The organism is Actinoplanes campanulatus, from assembly GCF_014647795.1.
Taxonomy (GTDB): Bacteria; Actinomycetota; Actinomycetes; order Mycobacteriales; family Micromonosporaceae; genus Actinoplanes; species Actinoplanes campanulatus.
Genome location: NZ_BMPW01000014.1, coordinates 116,582 through 139,117 on the forward strand (window position 1 = coordinate 116,582; position 22,536 = coordinate 139,117).

The 22,536-nt window shown below is 71.3% G+C and carries 21 protein-coding genes and 9 tRNA genes; 17 read left to right on the plus strand and 13 right to left on the minus strand.

Features of this window, described 5'->3' with window-relative positions; all coding sequences use genetic code 11:
• Positions 1-104 precede the first annotated feature (104 nt).
• Entirely contained in the window at positions 105-1,292 is a 1,188-nt protein-coding gene (locus tag IEZ13_RS26125) for an MFS transporter (RefSeq protein ID WP_203834005.1), read from the plus strand.
• A gap of 227 nt (positions 1,293-1,519) precedes the next feature.
• On the opposite strand, the gene IEZ13_RS26130 is transcribed toward IEZ13_RS26125, so the two are convergent.
• The 12 genes from IEZ13_RS26130 to IEZ13_RS26185 all read right to left on the minus strand — a co-directional run bounded on the left by IEZ13_RS26130 (position 1,520) and on the right by IEZ13_RS26185 (position 5,370).
• Positions 1,520-1,593: transfer RNA gene (locus IEZ13_RS26130), tRNA-Asn, on the minus strand.
• A gap of 4 nt (positions 1,594-1,597) precedes the next feature.
• Positions 1,598-1,671: transfer RNA gene (locus tag IEZ13_RS26135), tRNA-Glu, on the minus strand.
• Positions 1,672-1,749: 78 nt separating this feature from the next.
• A tRNA-Ile gene (locus IEZ13_RS26140) sits at positions 1,750-1,823 on the minus strand.
• A 4-nt stretch (positions 1,824-1,827) separates the two neighbouring features.
• A tRNA-OTHER gene (locus IEZ13_RS26145) sits at positions 1,828-1,903 on the minus strand.
• Between the two features lie 16 nt (positions 1,904-1,919).
• A tRNA-Thr gene (locus IEZ13_RS26150) sits at positions 1,920-1,992 on the minus strand.
• Between the two features lie 12 nt (positions 1,993-2,004).
• Positions 2,005-2,077 (minus strand) — tRNA-Gln (locus tag IEZ13_RS26155).
• A gap of 29 nt (positions 2,078-2,106) precedes the next feature.
• A tRNA-Glu gene (locus tag IEZ13_RS26160) sits at positions 2,107-2,181 on the minus strand.
• Positions 2,182-2,191: 10 nt separating this feature from the next.
• Positions 2,192-2,264: transfer RNA gene (locus tag IEZ13_RS26165), tRNA-Phe, on the minus strand.
• Between the two features lie 52 nt (positions 2,265-2,316).
• Positions 2,317-2,390, minus strand: a tRNA-Trp gene (locus IEZ13_RS26170).
• 239 nt (positions 2,391-2,629) lie between these two features.
• Positions 2,630-3,247: a TetR/AcrR family transcriptional regulator gene (locus IEZ13_RS26175; protein WP_183223729.1), complete on the minus strand. Its 618-nt coding sequence runs from the start codon at positions 3,245-3,247 to the stop codon at positions 2,630-2,632.
• A 156-nt stretch (positions 3,248-3,403) separates the two neighbouring features.
• A complete protein-coding gene (locus IEZ13_RS26180) occupies positions 3,404-4,645 on the minus strand; it encodes an MFS transporter (RefSeq protein WP_229795035.1) in 1,242 nt (413 codons plus the stop codon).
• A gap of 209 nt (positions 4,646-4,854) precedes the next feature.
• A complete protein-coding gene (locus IEZ13_RS26185) occupies positions 4,855-5,370 on the minus strand; it encodes a TetR family transcriptional regulator C-terminal domain-containing protein (RefSeq protein WP_183223731.1) in 516 nt (171 codons plus the stop codon).
• Between the two features lie 81 nt (positions 5,371-5,451).
• On the opposite strand from IEZ13_RS26185, the gene IEZ13_RS26190 reads away from it, so the two are divergent.
• The 8 genes from IEZ13_RS26190 (at position 5,452) to IEZ13_RS26225 (ending at position 12,992) form a co-directional block, all read left to right on the plus strand.
• A complete protein-coding gene (locus IEZ13_RS26190; protein WP_183223733.1) occupies positions 5,452-6,639 on the plus strand; it encodes an AI-2E family transporter in 1,188 nt (395 codons plus the stop codon).
• A 487-nt stretch (positions 6,640-7,126) separates the two neighbouring features.
• Positions 7,127-7,768 carry a GTP cyclohydrolase II gene (locus IEZ13_RS26195; RefSeq protein WP_183223735.1) on the plus strand — a complete coding sequence of 214 codons (642 nt, stop codon included), beginning with the start codon at positions 7,127-7,129 and terminating at the stop codon, positions 7,766-7,768.
• A gap of 80 nt (positions 7,769-7,848) precedes the next feature.
• Positions 7,849-8,316: a cytidine/deoxycytidylate deaminase family protein gene (locus IEZ13_RS26200; protein ID WP_183223737.1), complete on the plus strand. Its 468-nt coding sequence runs from the start codon at positions 7,849-7,851 to the stop codon at positions 8,314-8,316.
• Between the two features lie 22 nt (positions 8,317-8,338).
• Positions 8,339-8,809 carry a MarR family winged helix-turn-helix transcriptional regulator gene (locus IEZ13_RS26205; RefSeq protein ID WP_229795038.1) on the plus strand — a complete coding sequence of 157 codons (471 nt, stop codon included), beginning with the start codon at positions 8,339-8,341 and terminating at the stop codon, positions 8,807-8,809.
• Positions 8,810-8,847: 38 nt separating this feature from the next.
• The gene (locus IEZ13_RS26210) at positions 8,848-10,047 is read left to right on the plus strand and encodes an MFS transporter (RefSeq protein ID WP_183223739.1); all 1,200 of its coding nucleotides are present in this window, start codon (positions 8,848-8,850) and stop codon (positions 10,045-10,047) included.
• Positions 10,048-10,056: 9 nt separating this feature from the next.
• The gene (locus IEZ13_RS26215) at positions 10,057-10,404 is read left to right on the plus strand and encodes a DUF488 domain-containing protein (protein WP_183223741.1); all 348 of its coding nucleotides are present in this window, start codon (positions 10,057-10,059) and stop codon (positions 10,402-10,404) included.
• Positions 10,405-10,406: 2 nt separating this feature from the next.
• Positions 10,407-11,357: a dipeptidase gene (locus tag IEZ13_RS26220; RefSeq protein ID WP_183223742.1), complete on the plus strand. Its 951-nt coding sequence runs from the start codon at positions 10,407-10,409 to the stop codon at positions 11,355-11,357.
• A 435-nt stretch (positions 11,358-11,792) separates the two neighbouring features.
• Positions 11,793-12,992 (plus strand): putative acyl-CoA thioester hydrolase, encoded by a 1,200-nt coding sequence (locus IEZ13_RS26225; protein WP_203834004.1) that lies wholly within the window; start codon positions 11,793-11,795, stop codon positions 12,990-12,992.
• Here the strand turns inward: IEZ13_RS26225 and IEZ13_RS26230 are convergent.
• On the minus strand, positions 12,985-13,161 hold the full coding sequence (locus tag IEZ13_RS26230) for a hypothetical protein (RefSeq protein WP_183223746.1): 177 nt from the start codon (positions 13,159-13,161) through the stop codon (positions 12,985-12,987). The genes IEZ13_RS26225 and IEZ13_RS26230 overlap by 8 nt on opposite strands.
• A gap of 56 nt (positions 13,162-13,217) precedes the next feature.
• Between IEZ13_RS26230 and IEZ13_RS26235 the strand changes: the two genes are divergently transcribed.
• The 8 genes from IEZ13_RS26235 (at position 13,218) to IEZ13_RS26270 (ending at position 22,506) form a co-directional block, all read left to right on the plus strand.
• Positions 13,218-13,844: a TetR/AcrR family transcriptional regulator gene (locus tag IEZ13_RS26235; protein WP_183223748.1), complete on the plus strand. Its 627-nt coding sequence runs from the start codon at positions 13,218-13,220 to the stop codon at positions 13,842-13,844.
• Positions 13,845-13,929: 85 nt separating this feature from the next.
• Positions 13,930-14,694 carry a 3-hydroxyacyl-CoA dehydrogenase gene (locus tag IEZ13_RS26240; protein ID WP_183223750.1) on the plus strand — a complete coding sequence of 255 codons (765 nt, stop codon included), beginning with the start codon at positions 13,930-13,932 and terminating at the stop codon, positions 14,692-14,694.
• Positions 14,691-15,677, plus strand: a complete 987-nt coding sequence (locus IEZ13_RS26245; protein WP_183223752.1) for an NAD(P)H-dependent flavin oxidoreductase — start codon at positions 14,691-14,693, stop codon at positions 15,675-15,677. The genes IEZ13_RS26240 and IEZ13_RS26245 overlap by 4 nt, the downstream gene beginning before the upstream one ends.
• Positions 15,677-16,441 (plus strand): enoyl-CoA hydratase, encoded by a 765-nt coding sequence (locus tag IEZ13_RS26250; protein ID WP_183223754.1) that lies wholly within the window; start codon positions 15,677-15,679, stop codon positions 16,439-16,441. Before IEZ13_RS26245 ends, IEZ13_RS26250 begins: the two co-directional genes overlap by 1 nt.
• A 274-nt stretch (positions 16,442-16,715) precedes the next feature.
• On the plus strand, positions 16,716-18,332 hold the full coding sequence (locus IEZ13_RS26255) for an AMP-binding protein (protein WP_183223756.1): 1,617 nt from the start codon (positions 16,716-16,718) through the stop codon (positions 18,330-18,332).
• A 111-nt stretch (positions 18,333-18,443) separates the two neighbouring features.
• Positions 18,444-20,078 (plus strand): HAL/PAL/TAL family ammonia-lyase, encoded by a 1,635-nt coding sequence (locus tag IEZ13_RS26260; protein ID WP_183223758.1) that lies wholly within the window; start codon positions 18,444-18,446, stop codon positions 20,076-20,078.
• A gap of 56 nt (positions 20,079-20,134) precedes the next feature.
• The gene (locus tag IEZ13_RS26265; RefSeq protein ID WP_183223760.1) at positions 20,135-21,067 is read left to right on the plus strand and encodes a zinc-dependent alcohol dehydrogenase; all 933 of its coding nucleotides are present in this window, start codon (positions 20,135-20,137) and stop codon (positions 21,065-21,067) included.
• A gap of 83 nt (positions 21,068-21,150) precedes the next feature.
• On the plus strand, positions 21,151-22,506 hold the full coding sequence (locus IEZ13_RS26270; protein ID WP_183223762.1) for a BNR repeat-containing protein: 1,356 nt from the start codon (positions 21,151-21,153) through the stop codon (positions 22,504-22,506).
• Positions 22,507-22,536: the final 30 nt, after the last annotated feature.

The window sequence follows — 22,536 nt, forward strand, 5'->3', positions numbered from 1 at the left end:
ATCGCCGAACGTTGTCAATTATTTATTGACAAAATCGCCATTGACCCCGCCAAATCGGACACCTAGCGTTGAGCCCCAACGACTCAACCTCGGAGGAGTGACAGGTGAAGTGGAGCCGGAACGCGACGGCATATCTCGGAGCGGTTCTCGTCTCCAGCTTCGGCAGCAACGCGATGATGCTGGCCGCCGGCATCTGGGTCATGGCGCTCACCGGTGACAGCAGCCTGGCGGCCTGGGTCGGCTTCCTGGTCTGGGCGCCCACCCTGGCCGGGCCGGTGATCGGGGCGATCGTGGACCGCGCGCCCCGCCGGCAGCGGGTGATGATCGGCGGCAACGCGGTGATGGGCCTGCTGCTCCTGCTCCTGCTGCTGGTCGATACCGAGGCGCGGGTGTGGCTGATCTTCGCGGTCATGCTCTGTTACGGCGTCAGTTTCGTGGTCCTCGACGCCGCCGAGAACGCCGTCCTGCCGGCCGCGGTCCCGGCGGATCAGCTCGGCGACCTCAACGGGCTGCGGATGTCCGCGTCCGAGGGTGTGAAACTGGCCGCCCCACTGCTCGGCGCGGGCCTGTTCACCTGGCTGGGCGGCGCGGGCGTCGCCGTGCTGGACGCGGTCACGTTCTTCGTGGCGGCCGCGCTGTGCCTGCTCATCCGTCCGGTTCGGATCGAGCGGACGCCGGCGGCGGAGCCCTGGCGGCAGCGGATCGCCGAGGGCGCCCGTCAGCTGTGGCGGCAGCCGGTCCTGCGGCGGATCGTGCTGTCGACGTCGTCGCTCATGTTCCTGGTCGGGATGGCCGGCACCACGGTCTTCGCCGTGGTCGACGAGGGCCTACACCGGGCGCCGGCCTTCGCCGGTGTGCTGATGACGGTGCAGGGCGCCGGATCGGTGGCCGCCGGCCTGCTGGCCGGGCCGTTGCAGCGGCGGATGCGGCCGCACGTGTTCGCCGGGACGGGCATCGCCCTCTTCGCGGCCGGTGCGGCGTTGCGCTGCCTGCCGTCGCTCACCCCGGTGCTCGTCGCCGCGCTGCTCGCGGGCCTGGCGGCGCCGTGGGTGCTGATCATCGGCGCGACCGTTCTCCAGCGGGATGTCCCGGCGGCCTGTCTCGGCCGCGTCTCGGGCACGGTCACGCTGCTCAGCTTCGCGCCGGGCGCGATCGGTCAGGCGACCGGCGCGAGCCTGCTGGCGGTCGCCGATTACCGGCTGCTGCTCGGCGGCGCGGCCGTCGCCGGCCTGGCGACGGCGGCGCTGTGCCTACGGCCGGTGCGGGAGGACGCCCCGGCCCTGGTCGAGTGACCGCCGGCCCACCATCCCGCCACGTCCTCCGGGTCGCGGGCCGGCTGGCAGGGCAGGCGCACACGGTCGCGGGCCGGCTGGCAGGGCAGGCGCACACGGTCGCGATGCCGTGCGAGCCCACCCGGCCGATGGCCTTGGCCCCCGCACACGCGGGTTCCCTCGTGTGCACCTGCCAGGGGAATGGCCCGGCGACGGTTTCGAACCGTTGACCGGGCCTTGCCTTACCGCTCCCTCGGTCAGACTCGAACTGACACCGGTACGCATTAACAGTGCGCTGCCCTGCCGGTTGGGCGACGAGGGATTTGTGGAGCCGACGGGATTCGAACCCGCACCTTCCGACTTGAAAGGACGGTGACCTGACCGCTTAGTCGACGGCTCCGTGTGTCCGGCGCCGGTGTCGAACGGATGGGCTCCGTCGTGTCAGGACGGTGCCCTTACGTCGAGCCGGCCGGACGTGTGCTGGTGGGCGGAATCGAACCGCCGGCCTTCGAGTTATCGGCTCGATGCTCTGACCGACTGAGCTACACCAGCGTCGCACCGACGACGGGATTCGAACCCGCGATCTTCACCTTGACTCCGGTGACGGGGACTCCGGACTCCCCTGCGTCGGCATGTGTTCTCCTTTCGAGCCGACGGGCGGACTCGAACCGCCTGCCTGCCGCTTACGAGGCGGCCGCTCTACCCGGTGAGCTACATCGGCGTGCTGCTTGCGCTCCGAGACGAGGATTCGAACCTCGAACCTCCCGGTCCAGAGCCGGGCGTGCTGCCTGTTGCACCATCTCGGAAAGAGACCGGCCATATGCCGGCCGTGTCGTAGACCAGGCGGGATTCGAACCCGCGACCTCCGGATTGAGAGACCGGTGAGCACTCCTGGCTGCTCCGCTGGTCCTTGTCGTGCGCACCCACCCGCGGAATCGAACCGCGCACCTCCCGGGCTTCAACCGGATGCTCCGCCGTCTGAGCTTGATGGGCCTGCAAAAGCCACTGTTCAGTTGTCAATTCAGCGAATCTCTCGCACGAAAAGCAGGGGCGACAGGATTCGAACCTGCAACCTTCGGATTTGGAAGCCGCTGCGCCACCGAATTGCGCCACACCCCTATGTGAAAACAGTGAAGCCGCCTTCCCCGGGTCCGGGAGGCGGCTTCGGCGCTGGGCGCTTCCGCGGGCGCTAGCAGCGCCTCCCGGGCTGGGATTCGAAGTTCTCGATGACGACGGCGACCGAGATCGTTTCGGTTTGCCAGCGGTTCATCGGAAGCTCCTCGAGTCTGTTGCGGTGTGTTGTGAGGACGACGATAGTCAGCGGTCGCCGTACCCCGCAATTCTATTTTCTGAAAAGATCAGCGAGCTTCGCGGAATGCCCCGTTGAGCAGAAGATCGATGAGTTGCCGGCGGTCCGGTTTCTCGGCGGGGCGGCCGGGTCCGGCGGTGCGGCCGAACAGCAGCCGCAGGTAGGCGTCGGCGAGCACGTGCGCGGGCAGCCGCAGCCGGTCACCGTCGGGTTCGAACAGTGCCACGACGGCCTCCCGGGTGGCGGCCTGCGCGTCGTCGCGCCGGGGGGCGCCGTCGGTGGGGGCGGGTGGCCGCCGGTTCGGGAGGCCGGCGGCGTGCAGTCCGCCGAGGACGGTGCCCATCCGGTCGAGGTAGGCGTCGAGGGCGTCGGCGGCCTCCAGGAGCCGGTCGGCCAGCGGCAGGGTGAGGTCGATGGCGCCGAGGTCCTCCAGCGCCACGGTGGGGTCGAGGACGGTGGCGATGCAGGCCTGGAGGACGGCGTCCTTGTCGGCGAAGACCCGGAAGACGGTGGCCTCGCCGATGCCGGCGGCCCGGGCGATCTGGGCGGTGGTGACGGCGGCGCCGTGCTGGGCGATCAGCGGCAGGGCCGTCTGAACGATCATGTCGCGACGTCGGTCGGGGCTCATTCCCGGCGCGCGGCGCCGGCTGGTGGGTGCGTCTGTCATGACATCGACGGTACGGAGTGAGCACTCACTCCGTCAAGGGTCAACAGTGGCAGCTCACCCGTGATCCCAGTCGACTACGGCGGCCGGACAGACGCGGGTCAACAGTGCCAGCTCACCCGTGATCCCGGTGGACGACGGCGGCCGGACAGACGCGGGTCAACGGCGCCAGGTCACCCGCAATCCGGGGTGGACGACCGCGGCCAGGTAGACGGCGCCGCACGCCCACAGGGCCGCGCCCGGGCCGGCGGCCAGCATGGCGGCGCCGGCCAGGCCGCCGAACGGGATCCCGGCCCACGCCCAGGCGACGATCAGGGTGCGGACCCGGCCGCGCATGTGGTCGGGGACCCGCTCGGCCTCGACCGCCTCGACGATCGGGCAGGCCGCGCCGCTGCCGAGCCCGGCCGCCGCGAAGACCAGCAGCACGACGGTGGGTGGCGCGTCGGCGGCCAGCACCACGTACCGGCTCACCCCGGCCACGATGATCGCCACCAGGAAGACGGTCCGGCGGGGGAAGCGGGCGCCGATCCAGGCGGCGATCGCGGCCGTGAACACCGCACACGCCCCGAAGACGCCGCTGAGCAGGCCGACGAACGCGACCCCGTGACCGTGCCCGTGCGCCCACACCGGCAGCAGCACCGTGAGGAACGCCTGGTCCAGGAAGTTCGTGATGACGTACATGAGCACGATGGCCCGCAGTGAGCGGTCGCGGTGCAGGAAGCCCGCGCCGTCGCGCAGTTGCCGCAGGTAGCCGCCCGGCCGGGCTGCACGGGAACGGCCCGCGGCCCGCGGCCCGGTGACGCCGATCAGGGCGGCGGCGGCGAAGAGCACGGCGACGGCCCAGAGGGTACGGGCGCCGAACGCCGCCACGAGCACTCCGGACGCCAGTGGCCCGGCGCTGGTGGCGGCCCGCTCGATCACCGTCGCCATGCCGGTGCCGCGCTCGATCGGCTGGCCGGCGTCCTCGGTCGCCCCCGGCAGCAGGGTGTGCTTGGCGGCGACGGCCGGCCCGTCGGCCGCCCCCACGCAGGCCATGCAGAGCATCACCATGAGCAGCGGCGGCCCGGGCGCCGCCGCGAGCAGGATCATGGCGACCGCGCTGATCGCGTCACCGGCGATGCTGATCCGCCGCGCGCCGAGCCGGTCGATCAGCGGCCCGACGACGACCTGCACGATGACGTACGGCAGTGCCTGGCAGAGCGTCACGAGCCCGGCCTTGGCCGGGTCGCCGGTGCTGGTCAGCAGCAGCCACGGGATGGCGATCAGCAGCATGCGGTTGGCCGACAGCGCGCAGGCCTGGGAGCCCAGCACGACCGCGAGTCCCCGCCACGCGCGACCGGTGACCGCGGGGGCCGGTGTGGGTTCCGGCGCGACCACGACGCGCACCGCCTGATCGGTCACGACCCGGCCCCCGCGATCCACTTATCCGCGTCGATGCACATCCGCTTGATATTAGTAGCGATGAGCACACTGTCAGTAGTGGGCGGCGCCATCGGCGGCCTCCTTCGCTTCCCCCTCGACCGATCGGAACCGATTCGTGGGGCGGCGCCACCGCGGATGTCCGGCCGGTACACATGGGACCGGCGGACAGTCGACCGGATACGCCGGTCTCAGTCGCCGAGGCCGCTGCCGTCCGCGGTGACGGCGCGGGCGACCCGCTCCAGGGGGGCCCGGACGGCCGCCGTCAGGTCGAGGGTCCCGCCGCTGAGCACCCATTGCAGCTGCAGGCCGTCGCTGACCGCGATGCACTCCCGGGCGATGGCCGTGCAGTCGGTGTCCGCCCGGAACTCGCCACTGTCGACCGCTCGCCGCAGCCGGGCCGCGAGACCGTCGACGGCGCTGTCGTAGCGCTCGGCGAACAGCCGGTGCGCCGGGCTGGAGGTGTCCGCCGCCTCCGCCGAGACCAGCACGAACAGTTCGATCAACCCGGGCTCCTCCAGCTGCCGCCCGGTCATCTCGAGCAGCCGGCGCAGCACCCCGGCCCCGGTGACGCCGGGGTCGGCGGCGATCCGCGCCATCGCGGTCCGGTGGTAGCCGCCCTTGGCGAAGTGCCGGACGGCCGCCTCGAGGATCGCCTCCCGCCGGGCGATCCCGACGCGGTAGCTCCCAGGTGATCGCCGCGGCATGGCCGTCACCGTAGCGCAGCGCCCGGCACAGGGACCGGTTCGGTCCTGTTTGCGCTGGTGACGGCCGGGTACCCGGCGCGCATGGGGCAAACAGACACGGCGGTGGTCGCGCGCCGTACGCTCGTCGTCATCGGGATCGTGCTGGCCACCGCGGCGGTGCTGCTGCTGGCCTACCACACACGCCAGGTCCTGACCTGGATCCTGGTCTCGGCGCTGTTCGCGGTGGCGCTGCACCCGGCGGTCGGCTGGGTGACCCGGCGCGGCGCGTTCGGCCGGCGCTGGCTGGCCACCCTGCTGGTGTTCCTCACGGCGTTCGCCCTGCTCGGCGGCCTGATCACGCTGTTCGTGGTGCCGCTGGCCCGGGAGGGCGCCCAGCTGATCGACAACTTCCCGCAGATCATCGACGATCTGCGGGCGGGCCGCGGTCCGGTCGGCAGCCTGGTCGAGCGGTTCCATCTGATGGAGTACGCCGAGAACAACGCCGACCGGATCCGTGACTACGCCGCCGGCCTGGGCGCGCCGACCATCGCCCTCCTCGGTTCGGTGGCCACCGGGGTGGCCGGCGTCGTCACCATCTTCGTGCTCTCCTACCTCATGGTGCTGGAGGCGCCGAAGGTCGTCGACGGGTTCCTGGCCCTCTTCCCGGAGCGCCGGGCCGAGCACATCCGCCGGGTCGGGCACGACTGCGCCAAGACGGTCACCGGCTACCTCACCGGCAACCTGCTGATCAGTTTCGTCTGCGGCACGCTCACCTTCGTCACCCTGCTGATCATGGACGTGCCGTACGCCGGCCTGATCGCCCTGTTCGTCGGTGTCACCGACCTGATCCCGCTGGTCGGCGCCACCATCGGGGCCATCGTGGCGAGCCTCGCGGCGTTCACCCAGTCGACCACCGCCGGGATCGTCGTGGTGGCGTTCTTCGTGCTGTACCAGCAACTGGAGAACCACCTGTTGCAGCCGGTCGTCTTCGCCCGGACGGTGCAGCTCAACCCGCTCACCGTGCTGGTGGCGATCCTGCTCGCGGTGGAGCTGGCCGGGATTCTCGGCGCGCTGCTGGCCATCCCGGTCGCCGGCATCCTGCAGATCCTGGCCCGGGACGTGTGGGACACCCGCCACGGACGGCCCAAGGCGGAGCCGACGGTCGGTGAGGAGCGCGTGCCGGTGACCGGCGACGAGGCGGAGCGGGCCCACTCGGCGGGCGCGCACGCCGTACACGCCGCCTACGCCCCCGCCGAGACGCCCGTGACCCGGACCGGAACCAGCGCATAGCGGCCGCGAACACGTCGCGGAAGCGCCGTACGAAAGCCCTCTCCCGCCGGGTCCACGCCAGGCACTCGGCCGGCGGCGGCCCGGCGGTCACCGGCGGCGCCTGTATCCGGCGCATCAGCGCGGCCACGGCGGCCACCTGAGCGTCGTCGTGGGCGCGCCACTCGGCGGGCACCTCGCCCGGCAGGAACGTCAGGATGTCGCGGCCCAGCTCATCGCGCCCCAGATGACGCGGCGCGCCGTCGAAACCGGTCGCGGCCAGGCGTGTCAGCAGGGCGGCGGTGAACGCCGACGCGGGCGAGCCGGGACGCCGCACCGTGTCGCCGATCCGCACCACCCCGGCGGTCGGACGGCCACCCCGGAAGACCTCCACCCCGTCACGGTACGCACGAGGCGGACCGGGTGACCGGAACCACAGGCGAAGTTATTGATCTTTCAACATCCGGCGCGGATGCTCGAATGTGAAACTTCAACAACTTCGGAGGCGGGCATGACGGTGATGACGACCGCGGCGCGGATTCGTACGCGGGTGACGGTGCCCCTGCGGTTCCCGGACGGCTACGCCACCACGGCCGAGGTGTTCACCTTCCACGGGCTGTCCGACGGCCGCGAGCACCTGGCGCTGGGCCTGGGCGACTGGCGCGCCGCGATCGCCGGCGGCGGCGCTCCCCTGGTCCGCCCGCACAGCGAGTGCCTGACCGGCGACGTCTTCGGCTCCGAACGCTGCGACTGCGGACCACAGTTACGCGAGGCCGCCGAGCGGATCAGCGAGACCGGCGGCTTCCTGCTCTACCTGCGCCAGGAGGGCCGCGGCATCGGCCTGTACGCGAAGCTCGACGCCTACGCCCTCCAGGACACCGGGCTCGACACCTACCAGGCGAACCTGGCGCTGGGCCACGGCGAGGACGAGCGGGACTACACCCCGGCCGCGCAGATGCTGACCGCGCTGGGCGCCGGCCGGATCCGGCTGCTGAGCAACAACCCGGACAAGGCCGCCCAACTGGACGCCCTCGGCGTGGAGGTGGCCGACCGGATCCCGACCGCGGTGCACCTCTCCCAGGCCAACGCCCGCTACCTGTCGGCCAAGGTCGCGCACACCCACCACACCATCGACCTGCCGTTGGCCGGCTGATCCGGACCGGCCGGAATCGTCGATTCGGGCGGCGGCGCGCCGATGGGACGTCACCACCCCTCGCCGAAGGGACCCCTCGCATGGCCTTCACGTACGACGTCGACCGGCGCTGGCTGACCACCGCGATCGACCTCTCCCGGCTCTCTCCCCCGTCGCCGAGCCACTACGCGGTCGGCGCCGTCATCGTCGACCGGCACGGCACGGCGCTGGCCACCGGCTACACCGGCGAGTCGCACCCGGCCCACCACGCCGAGGAGGCGGCGCTCGCCAAGCTGGCCGGCCACCGCGACCTCGATCTGGCCGGCGCCACCATGTACAGCTCGCTGGAGCCGTGCACGACCCGCCGGTCCCGGCCCACCTCGTGCACGCATCTGATCCTGACCGCCGGGATCGGCCGGGTCGTGCTGGCGTTGCGTGAGCCGTCGCTGTTCGCCGACTGCGAGGGTGTGCGCATCCTGGCGGACGGCGGAGTGGCCGTGGTCGAGCACCCGGGCCTGGGCGATCTGGTCCGGGACGTCAACGCCCACCTGCTGGCGCCCGCCGTCTAGAAGGATCGAGGAGGATGAGCAGGTGACCGACGCTTCACCCGTACGCTGGCTGACCGGCGCCGAGCCGGAGGCCTGGATCAACCTGGCGCAGGTGCTGATGATGCTGCCCACCGCCCTGGACCAGCAGTTGCGCCAGGACGCCGGCATTCCGCACGCCTACTACCAGATTCTGGCCACGCTCAGCGCCGAGCCGGGCCGGGCCATGCGGATGACCCGGCTGGCCCGGCTGACCGGGACCACCACGACCCGGCTGTCGCACGCGGTCAGCAATCTCGAACAGCGCGGCTGGGTGCTGCGGCAGGCCTGCCCCAGCGACAAGCGCGGCCAGATCGCGCAGCTCACCGAGGCCGGGATGGCGGCGCTGCGGGCGGCCGCGCCGGGCCATGTGGCCGAGGTGCGCCGCCTGGTCTTCGACCACCTGACCGCCGAGGACGTCGCCCGGCTGCGCGACATCACCGCCAAGCTGGTGCCGCCCCTCACAAACAGTAAATAAACTTTACCCAACGGGGTCGATCGAGCAAGGATCGACTGATGTGGACCACTGGATTCACCCGCTACTTCGTGGCCCGGGCCGTCTCCGTCTTCGGCGACGCGATGCTCACGGTGGCGGCCGCGCTGGCGGTCGGGCGGATCCACGGCGCCACCGGGGTCGGGCTGGTGCTGGCCGCCTGGATGCTGCCGATGCTCGGGTGCATCCTGTTCGGCGGGGTGTTCGCGGACCGGTTCGGCGCCCGGCCGCTGATGCTCGGCGCCGACCTGGTGCGGGTCGTCGCCCAGGGCGTCGTCGCGGTCGCCTTCTTCACCGGCACCCCGTCGCTGGGCCTGCTGATCGTCTGCGCGGCGGTCAGCGGCGCGTCCGCCGCGATGTTCCAGCCCGGCGTCAACGGCATCGTGCCACTCGTCGCGAGCGATCCCCACAAGGCCAATGCCGTCATCCGTACGGCGGTCGCGATCGCCGAGATGCTCGGCCCCGCCGCCGCGGGCCTGATCTTCGCGTTCCTCGGGCCCGGTCCGGTGTACGCGGTGGACGCCGCGACCTTCGCGATCAGCGCCCTCTGCCTGGCAGGCCTGCGACTGGACGAGGTCCCGCGCACCTCGTCGTCGACGATCCGCGACCTGAGGGAGGGCTGGCACGAGTTCCGCGCCCGGCGGTGGATCTGGTCGGTGATCCTGGTCTGGGTCTTCTACGGGATCTTCCTGTTCGGCCCGCTCATCCCGCTCGGCGCCACCCTGGTCAGCGCGGATCTGGGCGCCACCGCGTACGGCTGGATGCACTCCGCCCTCGGCGCCGGAACCGTCTGCGGTGGCATCGCGGCCCTCCGGCTGCGGCCCGCGCGCCCGCTCGCCGCCGGAGCCGTGGCGATGTTCGCCTTCGTGCTGCTGCCGCTGGCCATCGCGCTGCACGCCGGTCTGCCGCTGCTGCTGGCCGCGGCCGCGGTCAACGGCCTGGTCTGGGCGTTCTGGTCGGTGCAGTGGCAGACCAGCGTGCAGACCCAGGTGCCGCCGGACATGCTCAACCGGATGACCTCGTACGAGGTGCTCGGCTCGACCGGCAGCCTCCCGATCGGTCAGGCGCTCGCCGGGCCGGTCGCCGCGGTCGTCGGCGCGGAACTGGTCCTCGGCTCGTCGGTGCTGGCCGGCGTCCTCGGTTGCGCGGCCCTGCTGCTCATCCCGGCGGTCCGCGAGCTGGGTCGCGCCCCCGCACCGGAACCGGCGAAGGCCCGGACATAACATGCGGAAATGGCCTTCCAGATCAAGCGGGTGCAGGACGATCCCGATCCGGGCGACGGCTACCGGATCCTGGTGGACCGGCTCTGGCCGCGCGGTGTCTCCAAGGAGCGCGCGGCCCTCGGCGAGTGGGCCAAGGACGCCGCGCCGAGCACCGGGCTGCGGCAGTGGTTCCACCAGCACACCGGCGAGTTCGGCGAGTTCGCCCGGCGCTACCGGGCCGAGCTCGACGCCAACCCGGAGGCCGTCGCGGCGCTGCGCCGCAAGGAGCGCGAGCACGGCACGGTGACCCTGCTCTACAGCGTCCGCGACACCGTGAACAATCATGCCCGCGTGCTCGCCGACCATCTGGAGTCCTGAACGTGTCACTGCTCTGGGAACAACACTGCTGCCTGCCGCTGACGAGCGCCGCCGACCTCGGTGAGCTGGACCGCTACCGCCGTCCGGGTGGCAGTTACGTCTCGGTCAACGTGGGGTACGCCCCGCACGGCTACGACGAGGTCGTCGCGCTGCTGGCGGACTGGCGGCCGCGGATCGGGGCGGACGAGCGGTTCGTGCTCGCCGCCGGGCTCGCCGACCTGGACACGGCCCGCGACACCGGACGGGTGGCGGTCGCCTTCGACCTGGAGGACTCGGGCCCGCTGGACGGGCGGCTGGACCGGGTGCGGGAGTTCTACGACCTGGGCGTGCGCACCATGCTGCCGTCCTACAACAACCGCAACGCGGCCGGCGGCGGGTGCCTGGACGAGACCGACGAGGGGCTGACCGCGTACGGCCGGGATCTGATCCGCGAGATGAACGCGGTCGGCATGGTGGCCGACGGCTCGCACTGCGGCGCCCGGACCGCCCTCGACATCAGCGACGTCACCACCAAGCCGATGATCTACAGCCACTCCTGCATGCGGGCGCTGTGGGACCACCCGCGCAACATCACCGACGAGCAGGCACGGGCGTGCGCGGCCACCGGCGGCGTCATCGGGATCACCGGCATCGGCATCTTCCTGGGCCCGAACGACGCGTCGGTGGACGCCTTCGTCCGGCACGTCGACTACGCGGTCGAGCTGGTCGGGCCGGAGCACGTCGGCCTGTCGACGGACTTCTCGTTCGACTTCGAGGACGCCAACGCGGCGATCCGCGACAACCCGGAGCTGTTCCCCGACTGGTTCACCCGCTGGGGCCCGATCAACTTCACCCCGCCGGAGGGCCTGTTCGCGGTGGAGGCCGCCCTGCGCGACCGCGGCTACCCGGCGGACGCGGTGGCGGCCATCCTGGGCGGCAACTTCCGCCGCGTCGCCGCCGCCTGCTGGACCTGACGCACCCGCTCACCACCCCTCCGCCGGCAGGCCCACGCGCTCGCCGACTCAACCCCGGCAGGAGCAACACGCCCACGGCCAAAGGACCCAGCAGGCGCACACGCTCACGCCAGAAGCCGGCAGGCGCACACGCTCACAGCAGCGTGACCCCCCACCCGCGCAATCACCTCGACCACCGCGCACGCGCCGCCCCTCGTGTGCGGCCACCCACCCTCACCCCGGCACCGCCCGAGCTGTCCGTTTTCAAGTGGCCGCGCCGTGGTCGATCTTGCCCGGCGGGCGCGGCACGGGCCGGAGCGGGCAGCGGGCTCGCGGGGCCGGGCGGAACGGCCGTGAAAGGACGGGACGGCGGCACGCGTACCGAAAAGTGATCTGAGCCATCGACGAACCTCGACAGTATGATCCTTCGGGAAAGCGCATTCCTGGAGGTTGATGATGGGTGTAGCAGCAGTGGCCGCCGTGGCGCTGATGGCGGTCGTGCAGGTTCCACCGGGGACCACCGCCCGGCCGGTCCTGTCGGCGGCCGAGGCGGCTCCGTTCACGGCCGCGAACTATCTGGGCTTCTCCGGCACGTACGCCGCTCCGGTGGCCGATCCCTGGCGGCCGCGCCCGATCCGGACCCCGCACCGCCCCGACCTCGTCGTCGGTGGGCGCGGCTTCGCGACCGTGCAGGACGCCGTGGACGCCGCCCACCGGGCCGGCGGCGGGAAGCGGCTCTGGATCGCGGTGCGGCCGGGCACGTACACCGGCACGGTGTTCATCCCGGCCGGCACTCCCCCGTTGACGATCTACGGCGCCGGGCGGGCCGAGGACGTACGCCTGGAATTCACCGTCGACGCCACGGTCACCCCCGCGCAGTGGGCCGCCCAGGTCAACCCCGACGGCCGGTACGCCGAGGGCGACCCGGCCTGGCCCATGTACCAGTCGTGCGCCACGAGGACCAGCGCCACGGCCGGGCTGTGCGCCACGGTCGTGTGGGCGCAGAGCACCGACCTCCAGCTGAAGAACCTGACCGTCACGAACACCCTGCTGGACACCGTGGACCGGGGCACCCATCAGGCGCTCGCGCTGCGGACCGACGCGGACCGCACCCAACTGGAGGGGCTGCGCCTGATCAGCCGCCAGGACACCCTGATGACCAACGCCGACGACGTGACCCGGATCGCCCGGGTGTCGGTGCGGGACACCTACGTCGAGGGTGACACCGACTTCGTCTTCGGCCGGGCCGCCGCGGTCTTCACGAACTGCACGTTCCGTCTGGTGTCCAGCCGCAAACCGTCCGGTGGCGTGATCTTCGCACCGAACACGGCGCCGTCCTGGCCGTACGGATTCCTGGTGACCCGGTCCCGGATCGTGGCCGACGACGGCTACGCGGCCGCGCCCACCGGCCGCCTCGGCCGCGCCTGGGACCAGGGCGCGGGCGCCACCGGCTACCTGCCCGGCGTCACCGCGAACGGCCAGCTGGTGATCCGCGACAGCCTCCTGGGCGCGGGCTTCGACACGGCGGCCCCGTGGGCGCCGGCCGCGACCACGGCCCGCCCCTTCTCGGCGGCGATCGATCCGGGACGGGACCTGAACGACGTGCACCACAACCGGCTGTGGGAGCACGCCAACCACGGGCCGGGCGTCAGCTGAGGAGGGCGAGCAGCCGCGGATCGCTGGGCCAGGTGCAGCGCTCGACCTCCTCCTCGGTGCAGGTCAGCAGCGCGACGGTGACGTGGGTGTCGCTCTGCACGAGGACCCGCCACGTCCCGCCGCTGTCCTGCCATCGGGTCAGCACCCGTACCGCTTCGGAATCCGGCATGCTCCCATCATCTCCTCACTCGGTGAGCGGTCAACCCTGACCGCTATTGTCGGCGGATGACGACGACACCCGCCGAGAGCCGGCCCCGGGCGGACCGGACCCGCGAGTCCCGGTCCCGGATCCTGGACGCCGCGGTCACCTGCCTGCTGCGCGACGGGTATGCGCGGACCAGCACCATCTCCATCCAGGCCGAGGCCGGGATGTCGCGGGGCCGGATGCTGCACCAGTTCCCGTCGAAGGAGGAGTTGCTGGTCGCGGCGGCGCACCACATCTTCGAGGCGCAGCTGGCCGAGCCGGTGCCGGGGCCGTGGACCGATCGGATCGCCGACGCGACCGGGCCGGGCGAGCGGATCGCCGTGGTGGTGGACTGCCTGTGGGCGACGTTCCAGGAGCCGAGTTTCTGGGCGGCGACCGAGCTGTGGGTGGCGTCGCGGACCGAGCCGGCGCTGGCCGGGGCGATCCGGCCGGCGGAGAAGCGCCTGGGCCGGGCCATCTGGGCGCGGATGGACCAGCTGTTCGGCCCGGATTTGGTGGGCCGCCCTCTCTACCTGCCGGTACGCCCGGTGCTGTTCACCAGCATGCGGGGCACGGCGCTCAGTTACGCCTTCGACGCCCGCGATCCGGCGTCCGAGCCGCTGCTGGAGCACTGGAAGGAGATCGCCCGGCATTCGCTGCTGACATGAAGACCGTAAACAGACAGCCTTGACTGTTTCTGTCCGATGGGGTGAGACTCTGACGGTCCGGCAACGCTGCCTGAAGGAGTCCTTCGTGAGACTGTCCCAGCACGACGTCGCCCTCGTCACCGGCGGCGCATCCGGTCTCGGCCTCGCTACCGTGCAGGCCCTCGCCGCCGAGGGCGCGCACGTGGTGATCGTCGATCTGCCCTCCTCCGACGGCAAGGACGTCGCCGGGCACCTCGGTGACACGGCCCGGTTCAGCCCCGGCGACGTCACCAGTGAGGAATCCGTGACGGCCGCCCTCGACATCGCCGCGTCGCTCGGCGACCTGCGGGTGGTGGTGAACTGCGCCGGGATCGGCACGGCCGCCCGGGTCCTCGGCAAGAACGGCCCGTTTCCGCTGGACGTCTTCCGTCGTACCGTCGAAGTGAATCTGATCGGCAGTTTCAACGTGATCCGGTTGGCCGCCGAGCGCATCGCCGCCGCCGAGCCGGTGGACGGCGAGCGGGGCGTCATCGTGAACACCGCGTCGGTGGCGGCGTTCGACGGGCAGATCGGCCAGGCGGCGTATTCGGCCTCCAAGGGCGGCGTGGCCGCGATGACCCTGCCGATCGCGCGGGAGCTGGCGAAGTCGCTGATCCGGGTGGTGACCATCGCGCCCGGCCTGTTCGAGACGCCGATGCTGGCCGGCCTGCCGGACGAGGCCCGCGCCTCGCTCGGCGCGCAGGTGCCGCACCCGGCCCGGCTCGGCCGGCCGTCCGAGTTCGCCGACCTGGCCGTGAGCATCGTGCGCAACCCGATGCTGAACGGCGAGACGATCCGGCTGGACGGCGCGATCCGGATGGCGCCGCGATGACCGGGCCGCTGAGCACCCGGTTCGCCGAGGTCTTCGGCGTCCGGCACCCGATCGTGCAGGGCGGCATGCAGTGGGTGGGCCGCGCCGAACTGGCGGCGGCGGTCTCCTCGGCCGGCGGCCTCGGCATGATCACGGCGCTGACCCAGCCCACCCCGAAGGACCTGGCCGCCGAGATCGAGCGCTGCCGGAAGCTCACCGACCAGCCGTTCGGCGTGAACCTGACGATCCTGCCGACGATCACCCCACCGCCGTACGACGAGTACCGCCGGGTGATCGTCGACTCCGGCGTGACCATCGTGGAGACGGCCGGATCCAATCCGGAGCCGCACATGGCGATGTTCCGCGAGCACGGGGTGCGGATCATCCACAAGTGCACCAGCGTCCGGCACGCGCTGAAGGCCGAGAGGGTCGGCGTGGACGCGGTCAGCATCGACGGTTTCGAGTGCGCCGGCCATCCGGGCGAGGACGACATCCCCGGCCTCGTGCTGATCCCGGCGGCCACCGCCCGGCTGAGCATCCCGGTGCTCGCCTCCGGCGGGTTCGCCGACGGGCGCGGCCTGGTGGCGGCGCTGGCGCTGGGCGCGGACGGTATCAACATGGGCACCCGGTTCATGTGCACCGCCGAGTCGCCGATCCACGACAGCGTCAAGAAGGCCATCGTGGCCGGTGACGAGCGCGGCACCGAGCTGATCTTCCGGCAGTTGCGCAACACGGCCCGCGTCGCCGGCAACGCGGTCAGCCGGGAGGTGGTCGAGATCCTGCGCGGCGGCGGCGCGTTCCCGGACATCGCCCAGCTGGTCGCCGGGTCGCGTGGCCGGAAAGTGTTCGAGGACGGCGATCTGGACGCCGGCATCTGGTCGGTCGGCATGGCCCAGGGGCTGATCGACGACGTGCCCACCTGCGCCGAGCTGCTCGACCGGATCGTCACCGAGGCGGTCGACATCATCGAGAACCGGCTGCGCACCCGTACGGCGGTGGCGTGATGACCTTCATCGACTGCCATCGCGACGGGCCGGTCCTGCGGATCACCCTGAACCGGCCGCACGTGCTCAACGCCGTGACCGAGGGCGTGCTCGACGATCTGGCCGAGCTGATCACCGAGGCCGGCGACGATCCGGACGTACGCGTGCTGGTGCTCTCCGGCGCGGGCCGCGCCTTCAGCTCCGGGGCCGATCTGACGGTCGGCGACCTCTCCTCGCCGGCCGGCACGATCGAGGCCGCGAACCGGGTGGTCCGCGCCATCCGCGCCGTGCCCCGGCCGGTGGTCGCCGCGGTGCACGGCCCGGCCGCCGGGGTGGGCTGCTCGATCGCCCTGGCCTGCGATCTGGTGCTGACCTCGACGTCGGCGTTCTTCCAGTTGGCGTTCGTCAACGTGGGCCTCATGCCGGACGGCGGGGCGACCCTGCTGGTGCCGGCGAACATCGGCCGCGCCCGCGCCATGAGCCTGGCCCTGCTCGGCGAACGGCTGCCCGCCACGACCGCCGCCCAGTGGGGCCTGGTCTACCGCGTCGTCGAGCCCGAGCAGCTCCGGCCGGCTCTCGACGAGCTGACCACCCGGCTGTCGCGGGCCGCGCCGCTGGCCCTCGCCCGGACCAAACACGCGGTCAACGCGGCCACCCTCGGCGACCTGGAGGAAAGCCTGGCCCGCGAGCTGACCGGCCAGTCGGCGCTGCTGGAGAGCGCCGACTTCCACGCGGCGGTCACCGCTTTCGCGGAGAAACGCACGCCCGACTTCGCCGGTCGCTGACAAAGGCCGGGTCAAACCCGGAAGAGCGCCGGTGTACGGGGTGGGCACGCCCCACCGCAGGCCGATCTCGTACCCGGCGCCGACCCGGGCGTCCAGCTCCACGGCCCGCCGGGCCGGGACGGTGACGAGTTTCCCTCCGTCCTGACAGGCCGGACGATTATTACCTATAGGAGCCATTTGGCTACTTTGAGTGTGTAAAGTCTGCTTCGGCGGAACGGGAGATCCGACCCTGACCTGAGAGGCACGTGTGCGTACTGCATGGGAATCCCTCGTCGTGCCGACCGGGCTTGCCCGCCGTTACCGCGAGCAGGGCTGGTGGCGCGACGCGACGTTCTCGGATGATCTGCGGGAGTCCGCCGCGGAAGCACCCGATGAGACCGCCCTCCTGACATGGCGTCACCGCGAAAATCGGCTGATCGCCCTGTCGTTCCGGGAGTTCGACGTTCGCGCGGACGCTGTGGCCGGTGCCCTGCAGCGGCTCGGGGTTGGCCGCGGCGACGTGGTCGCCTACCAGCTGCCCGCATGGTGGGAAACCGCGGTCCTGATGATCGCCTGCCAGCGGGTCGGGGCGATCGTGGCCCCCCTGCACACGCTGTTCGGTTCCTTCGAGACGGAGCGTGTGCTGGCGGCCACCGGTGCGGTCGCCTGCGTGGTGGCGGACGAGCACGGCGGCGTCGAACAGGCGCGGCTGCTCCTGGAGCAGGCGCCCCGGCTGCCTTCCCTGCGGCACCGGATCGTCATCGGTGACGCCGCCGCCACGAACGCGGTCAGTCTCGACGACGCCTTCCACGGCCGTCATTCCACCGTCGAGCGGCCGTCCGGCCTCGCTCCTTTCAGGGCTGACGAGGTGTGTGCACTCCTGATGACCTCCGGCACCACCGGCGAGACCCAACTGGTCGCCCACAGCCCCAACACGCTGTACGCGGTACCGCGGCAGGCTCCGGCCCCCGGGCAGCTCCGGGCCCTCACCTCGGGAATGTCCTTCGCCTCGGGGTTCCGCAGGTCCCTCCACGCCACCTGGCGGGGCGTCCCGACGCTCTTCAGTGACAGTCGTGCCCCGGAAACCTGGCTGGACCTGATCGAGAAGGCGAAGGTCACGGAGCTGTGGACCTCGCCCCGGATGCTCCGGGGCCTCGTCGAGGAACAGCGACGTCGGACCCGCGACGTGTCGAGCCTGGAATCCATCGGCAGTTTCGGCGGGCCGCTTCCCCAGGTGACCCTGTCGGACGCGCGGGAGAGCCTGTGTCCCGTCGTGCGGAACGTCTGGGGCATGACCGAGTGCGGCCCCCTGTTGTCCACCGCCGCGGAGGATCCGCCGGAGCACGCCGGCCGGAGCCTCGGTCGGACGAGACACGGGGGAGAGGTCCGGCTGGAGCCGGCCGGCCAGGCACACCACCACGGTGACGTCTTCCACCTGCACGTGCGCGGGCCCGCGGTGTGCCTGGCGACCGTCGGCCGTGACAGCGGGCAGGTCAGGTGGTCCCCGGACGCTGACGGCGGCTGGCTGGACACGGGCGATCTGGTGACGCCCGACGGGACGGGCGGACTGCGGTTCGTCGGCCGGGCGGCCGAACGCATCGGCGACGCCTGGCAGATCCCGGTGGCCGATGTCGAGAACGCGCTGTTGACCCACCCCGGCATCGACGACGCGGTGCTGCTGCCCTGGCCGCACGCCGACGGCCGGGAAACCCCCTGCGTCGCTGTCATCTCCGCGACCCGGCTGGAACTGCGGGACGTACGCGACCACCTGGACCGGCTCGGCTTCCGTGAGTTGTGCATGCCCACCCGGATCGAACACGTCACCGAGTTCCCCCGCACCGAACTGGGCAAGGTGCGCCGCAAGATCCTGCTCGGCCGGCTGAGGGAGCGAGCGGCGGTGCCCGCGGGCTGAGGGAGCCGGACTCGACCCACTCCTGGACGTCCAGCCCGCGTGCTGTCGTCCCCGGCCCCTTTGCGAGAACGGATCTCGAGACAGGTGAGCACAACAGGACTGGTGAGGTCGGTGCAGCATCGGGACACGGGGTGGGAAACCCGCGCGAGCATCGTCCTGGACGGACACGGCCTCACGGTGGAGGACGTCGTCCGCGTGGCCCTGCGGCCGAACGCCCCGGTCGAACTGGCCGAAACGGCGGCCGCCCGGATGGTGCGGTCCAGGCAACTCAAGCTGGAGCTCCTCGACACCGGGCAGCCGGTCTACGGTGTGACGACCGGATTCGGGGCCAGTGCCGACCGGCAGATCTCGGTCGGCAAAGCCGCTGAACTGCAGCGCAACATGATGCGGTTCCTGCGCAATGGCACCGGCCCTCTAGCCACCCCCGAGATCTGCCGCGCGACCTTGCTGATCAGGGCGAACTGCCTGGCGCGAGGCAACTCCGGAGTCCGCCCGCTCATCGTGGAGCGCCTGCTGGACCTGTTGCGCCACGACGTGCTCCCCATGGTCCCGGAGCGGGGTTCTGTCGGTGCCAGTGGCGACCTGGTCCCCCTGGGACACCTGGCCGCACCCCTGATCGGCGAGGGGGAGACCCTGTACCGGGGCTCGGTGCGCCCCGCGTCCGAGGTGCTGGCCGAACTCGGGCTGGGCCCGGTCGAACTGGAGGCGAAGGACAGCCTCGCGCTCGTGAACGGCACATCGTTCTCCGCCGCGTTCGCGGCGCTGGCGGTCGTCCGGGCCGCGGAACTGGCCGAGTTCGCGGAGACGGCGACGGCCCTGGCGTGCGAGGCCCTCGAGGGCAACCGCGGCCACTTCGCGGCCTTCCTGCACGAGAGCAAGCCGCATCCCGGCCAGGTGGCGAGCGCGCGTCGCATCACCGAGTTGCTCTCCGGTTCACGACTGGCCCTGGAACACGGCCAGGTCGTGGGGCTCAGCACCGCCCTGGGCGAGCGGGGTTACCAGCGGCTGAACCGCAGCGTGCAGGACCGCTACTCGGTCCGCTGCGCACCGCACGTGATCGGCGTGCTGAGGGACACCGTCGACTGGGCACGCCACTGGATCGAAACCGAGATCAACTCATCGAACGACAACCCGCTCTTCGACACCGATACCGGTACGGTGCACAGCGGCGGCAACTTCTACGGCGGTCACCTCGCCTTGGCGATGGACGCGTTGAAGGTCGCGGTGGCGAACGTCGCCGATCTGCTGGACCGGCAACTGGCCCTGCTGGTCGACGACAAGTTCAACAACGGTCTGACGGCCGGCCTGGTCGCGCCGGTCGGTGCGGACGACTGGGCGGCGGGCCTGCACCACGGCTTCAAAGGCATGCAGCTGGCCTGCTCGGCCGTCACCGCCGAAGCCCTCAAGACCTCCACACCGGCCGGCGTCTTCTCCCGCTCCACCGGGGCGCACAACCAGGACAAGGTGAGCATGTCGCCGATCGCGGCGAGGGACGCCTGCACCGTGGTCGACCTGACCCGGGAGGTCACCGCGATCCACCTTCTGGCGGCCTGCCAGGCGGTCGACCTGCGCGGGACCGAGATGATGGGGCCACGCACCCGCCGGGTGCACGAACTGGTCCGCACCCTCGCCCCCTTCACCGCCGTCGATCGGCCCATGGACGGCGACATCAGGGCTCTGCTCGGCGCGATGCGCGACGGCTCACTGCTGCGGGCAGGGGCGGTCGAGGGCACGCCGTTCACATGACCTCTGATTTCCAGCATCTGGGCGAAACGAAGGGAAGTCCGGCTGTGGCGGATGGGATGCCCACGCGGATGCGGGCGGTCGTCAAACGCGGCACCGCGGTGACGGTCAGCCAGGTCCCGGTACCTCTACCGGCTCATGGGGAGGTCCTGATCGGAGTCGAGCTCGCCGGAGTGTGCCGCACCGACATCTACGCCGCCAGAGGGCTGCTGCCCTGCGCCGATCCGCTGATCCTCGGCCACGAGTTCGCCGGAGTCGTCGTCGCCCTCGGCCCGGAGGTACACCGGTTCTCCCCGGGGGACCGGGTCGCGGTCATGCCCGTGATCCCCTGCGGCCTGTGCCGACGGTGCGCGGCGGACGAACCGGAGTGCTGCCCACACCACGACTTCCTGGGAGTCGGGCGCCACGGCGCGTTCGCCGAGTACGTCGCCGTACCCGCGAACGTGGTGCACCACCTGCCGGACCACCTGTCCTTCCGGGAAGGCGCGTACGCCGAGCCGGTCTGCGCGGCGATGGCCGTCCGCAAGACCGCCGTCCACCCGCGGGAACGCGGGCTGGTCTACGGAGACAACCGGATCGCCGAGCTGACCAGACGCGTCCTGTGCTCAGCCGGTTTCGACATCGTGGACACCTACGCGGAGGACTCCGCGACGCCGTTGGAGAGGGACGCGTACGACTACGTCATCGAGACCCGGCCGACCGGGCCGGCATTCGACGAGATGATCCAGGCGGTCCGCCCCGGCGGCCGGATCATTCTGAAGAGCCGCCCAGCCGTCCCGGTCCCGATCGACCTGACGGCCGTCCTGCGCAAGGAACTCGTCCTCGAGTCGGCGTCCTACGCGCCCTTCACCGAAGCACTGGCCTTCCTGGCGAAGCACGACGTCACGGATCTGCTCGGCGACACCTACGCGCTGGAGGACTTCACCGACGCATTCACCGCCGACGGCGCCGGCGAGGAACGGAAGATCTTCCTGTCCTGCCGCGCACGGTGACCGCAGCTTGACGGCCCCGACATAGCGGCTTAACGTTCGCGCCACCGCTCGTTCCATTCACCCCCGTCCCCCTGCGAGGCACGATGAAACGATTCACGCTGGCCGCTCTGGTAGCGATACCGGCCGTCATGCTGGCCGCTCTCCCCGCCGCGGCCGCCGCCCCGACCGTCACCCACTCGTCGACCACGGTGCTGACCACGAGTGGCCGCACCGCGCTCACCTACACCGGCTACATGAACGGCGAGTCGTTCCAGCAGGACGGCATCGTCACCTACCAGGGCCGGCAGTACGCCGCCTTCTGGGATCAGAGCGGCTATGTGAACCTGTCCCGCCGCCAGGTGCCGTCCGGAGCCTGGTCGAATCTGCGGCTCACCGACTACGTCACCTCGTCGACCGATTCGCACAACACGATCAGCATCGGGATCGCGCCGTCGGACGGGACGATCCACCTGGCGTTCGACACGCATTCGTCGCAGTTCCGCTACCGCAAGTCGGTGGCCGGGCTGGCCACCGCCGCTTCGTGGTCGACAGCGGGATTCGGGGCCGTGCAGACGAAACTGACCGGCACCAGCATGGACGTGGTCACCTATCCACAGTTCTTCGCGCACCCGGACGGGACCCTGCAACTGGCGATCCGGACCGGCTACAGCGGCACCGGTGACGAGGTGCTCTACGAGTACAGGTCCGGGACCTGGAGCTACATCGGCGAGTTCATCGACGGGACGACCGCGGGGAACAACGCCTACCTGTTCGGCATCGAGTACGACAACTACGACCCGGCGGCGCCGCTGCTGCACGTCACGTGGACGGTGCGGGAGACGTCGAACGCGAGCACCAACCACGACCTGTACTACGCGTACAGCAAGGACAAGGGCCGCACCTGGCGCAACAACGCGGGCACCGTCATCGCCACCACCGGCTCCACGCCGCTGGCCTCGAACAACGCGGGACTGAAGGTGTGGACCATCGGCCAGAACCGGGGTCTGATCAACCAGGAGTCGCAGGTCGTCGACGCGGCCGGGATCGTACACGTGCTCGCCTCGCACCTGCCCGCCTCGGCCGCGAGCAACACCGACTTCACGGCCGCGCGCGAATCCGCCGTGCTCGTGCACTACTGGCGGGACAAGGCCAGCAAGGTGTGGCACCAGACCTACACGCCGTTCCTGGAACGGTCCGCCCGCGGTGACATCGCGGTCGACGCCAAGGACAACCTCTATGTCGTCAGCGGTGACTCCTCGACCCGGAAACTGCACATCCAGACCGCGTCGAAGGCGTCCGGCTGGACCGACTGGGTGATCCGCTACACGTCCTCGGCCATCTACTACTCCGACCCGCTGATCGACCACCAGCGCCTCAAGACACTCGGCACCCTCAGCTTCTTCGCCCCGCGCTACGGCGGCAGTCAGATCGACGTCCAGGATTGGAGTGTCAGCGGCTGACGAACCTTCAAGACCGGGTTCGGGTACGCG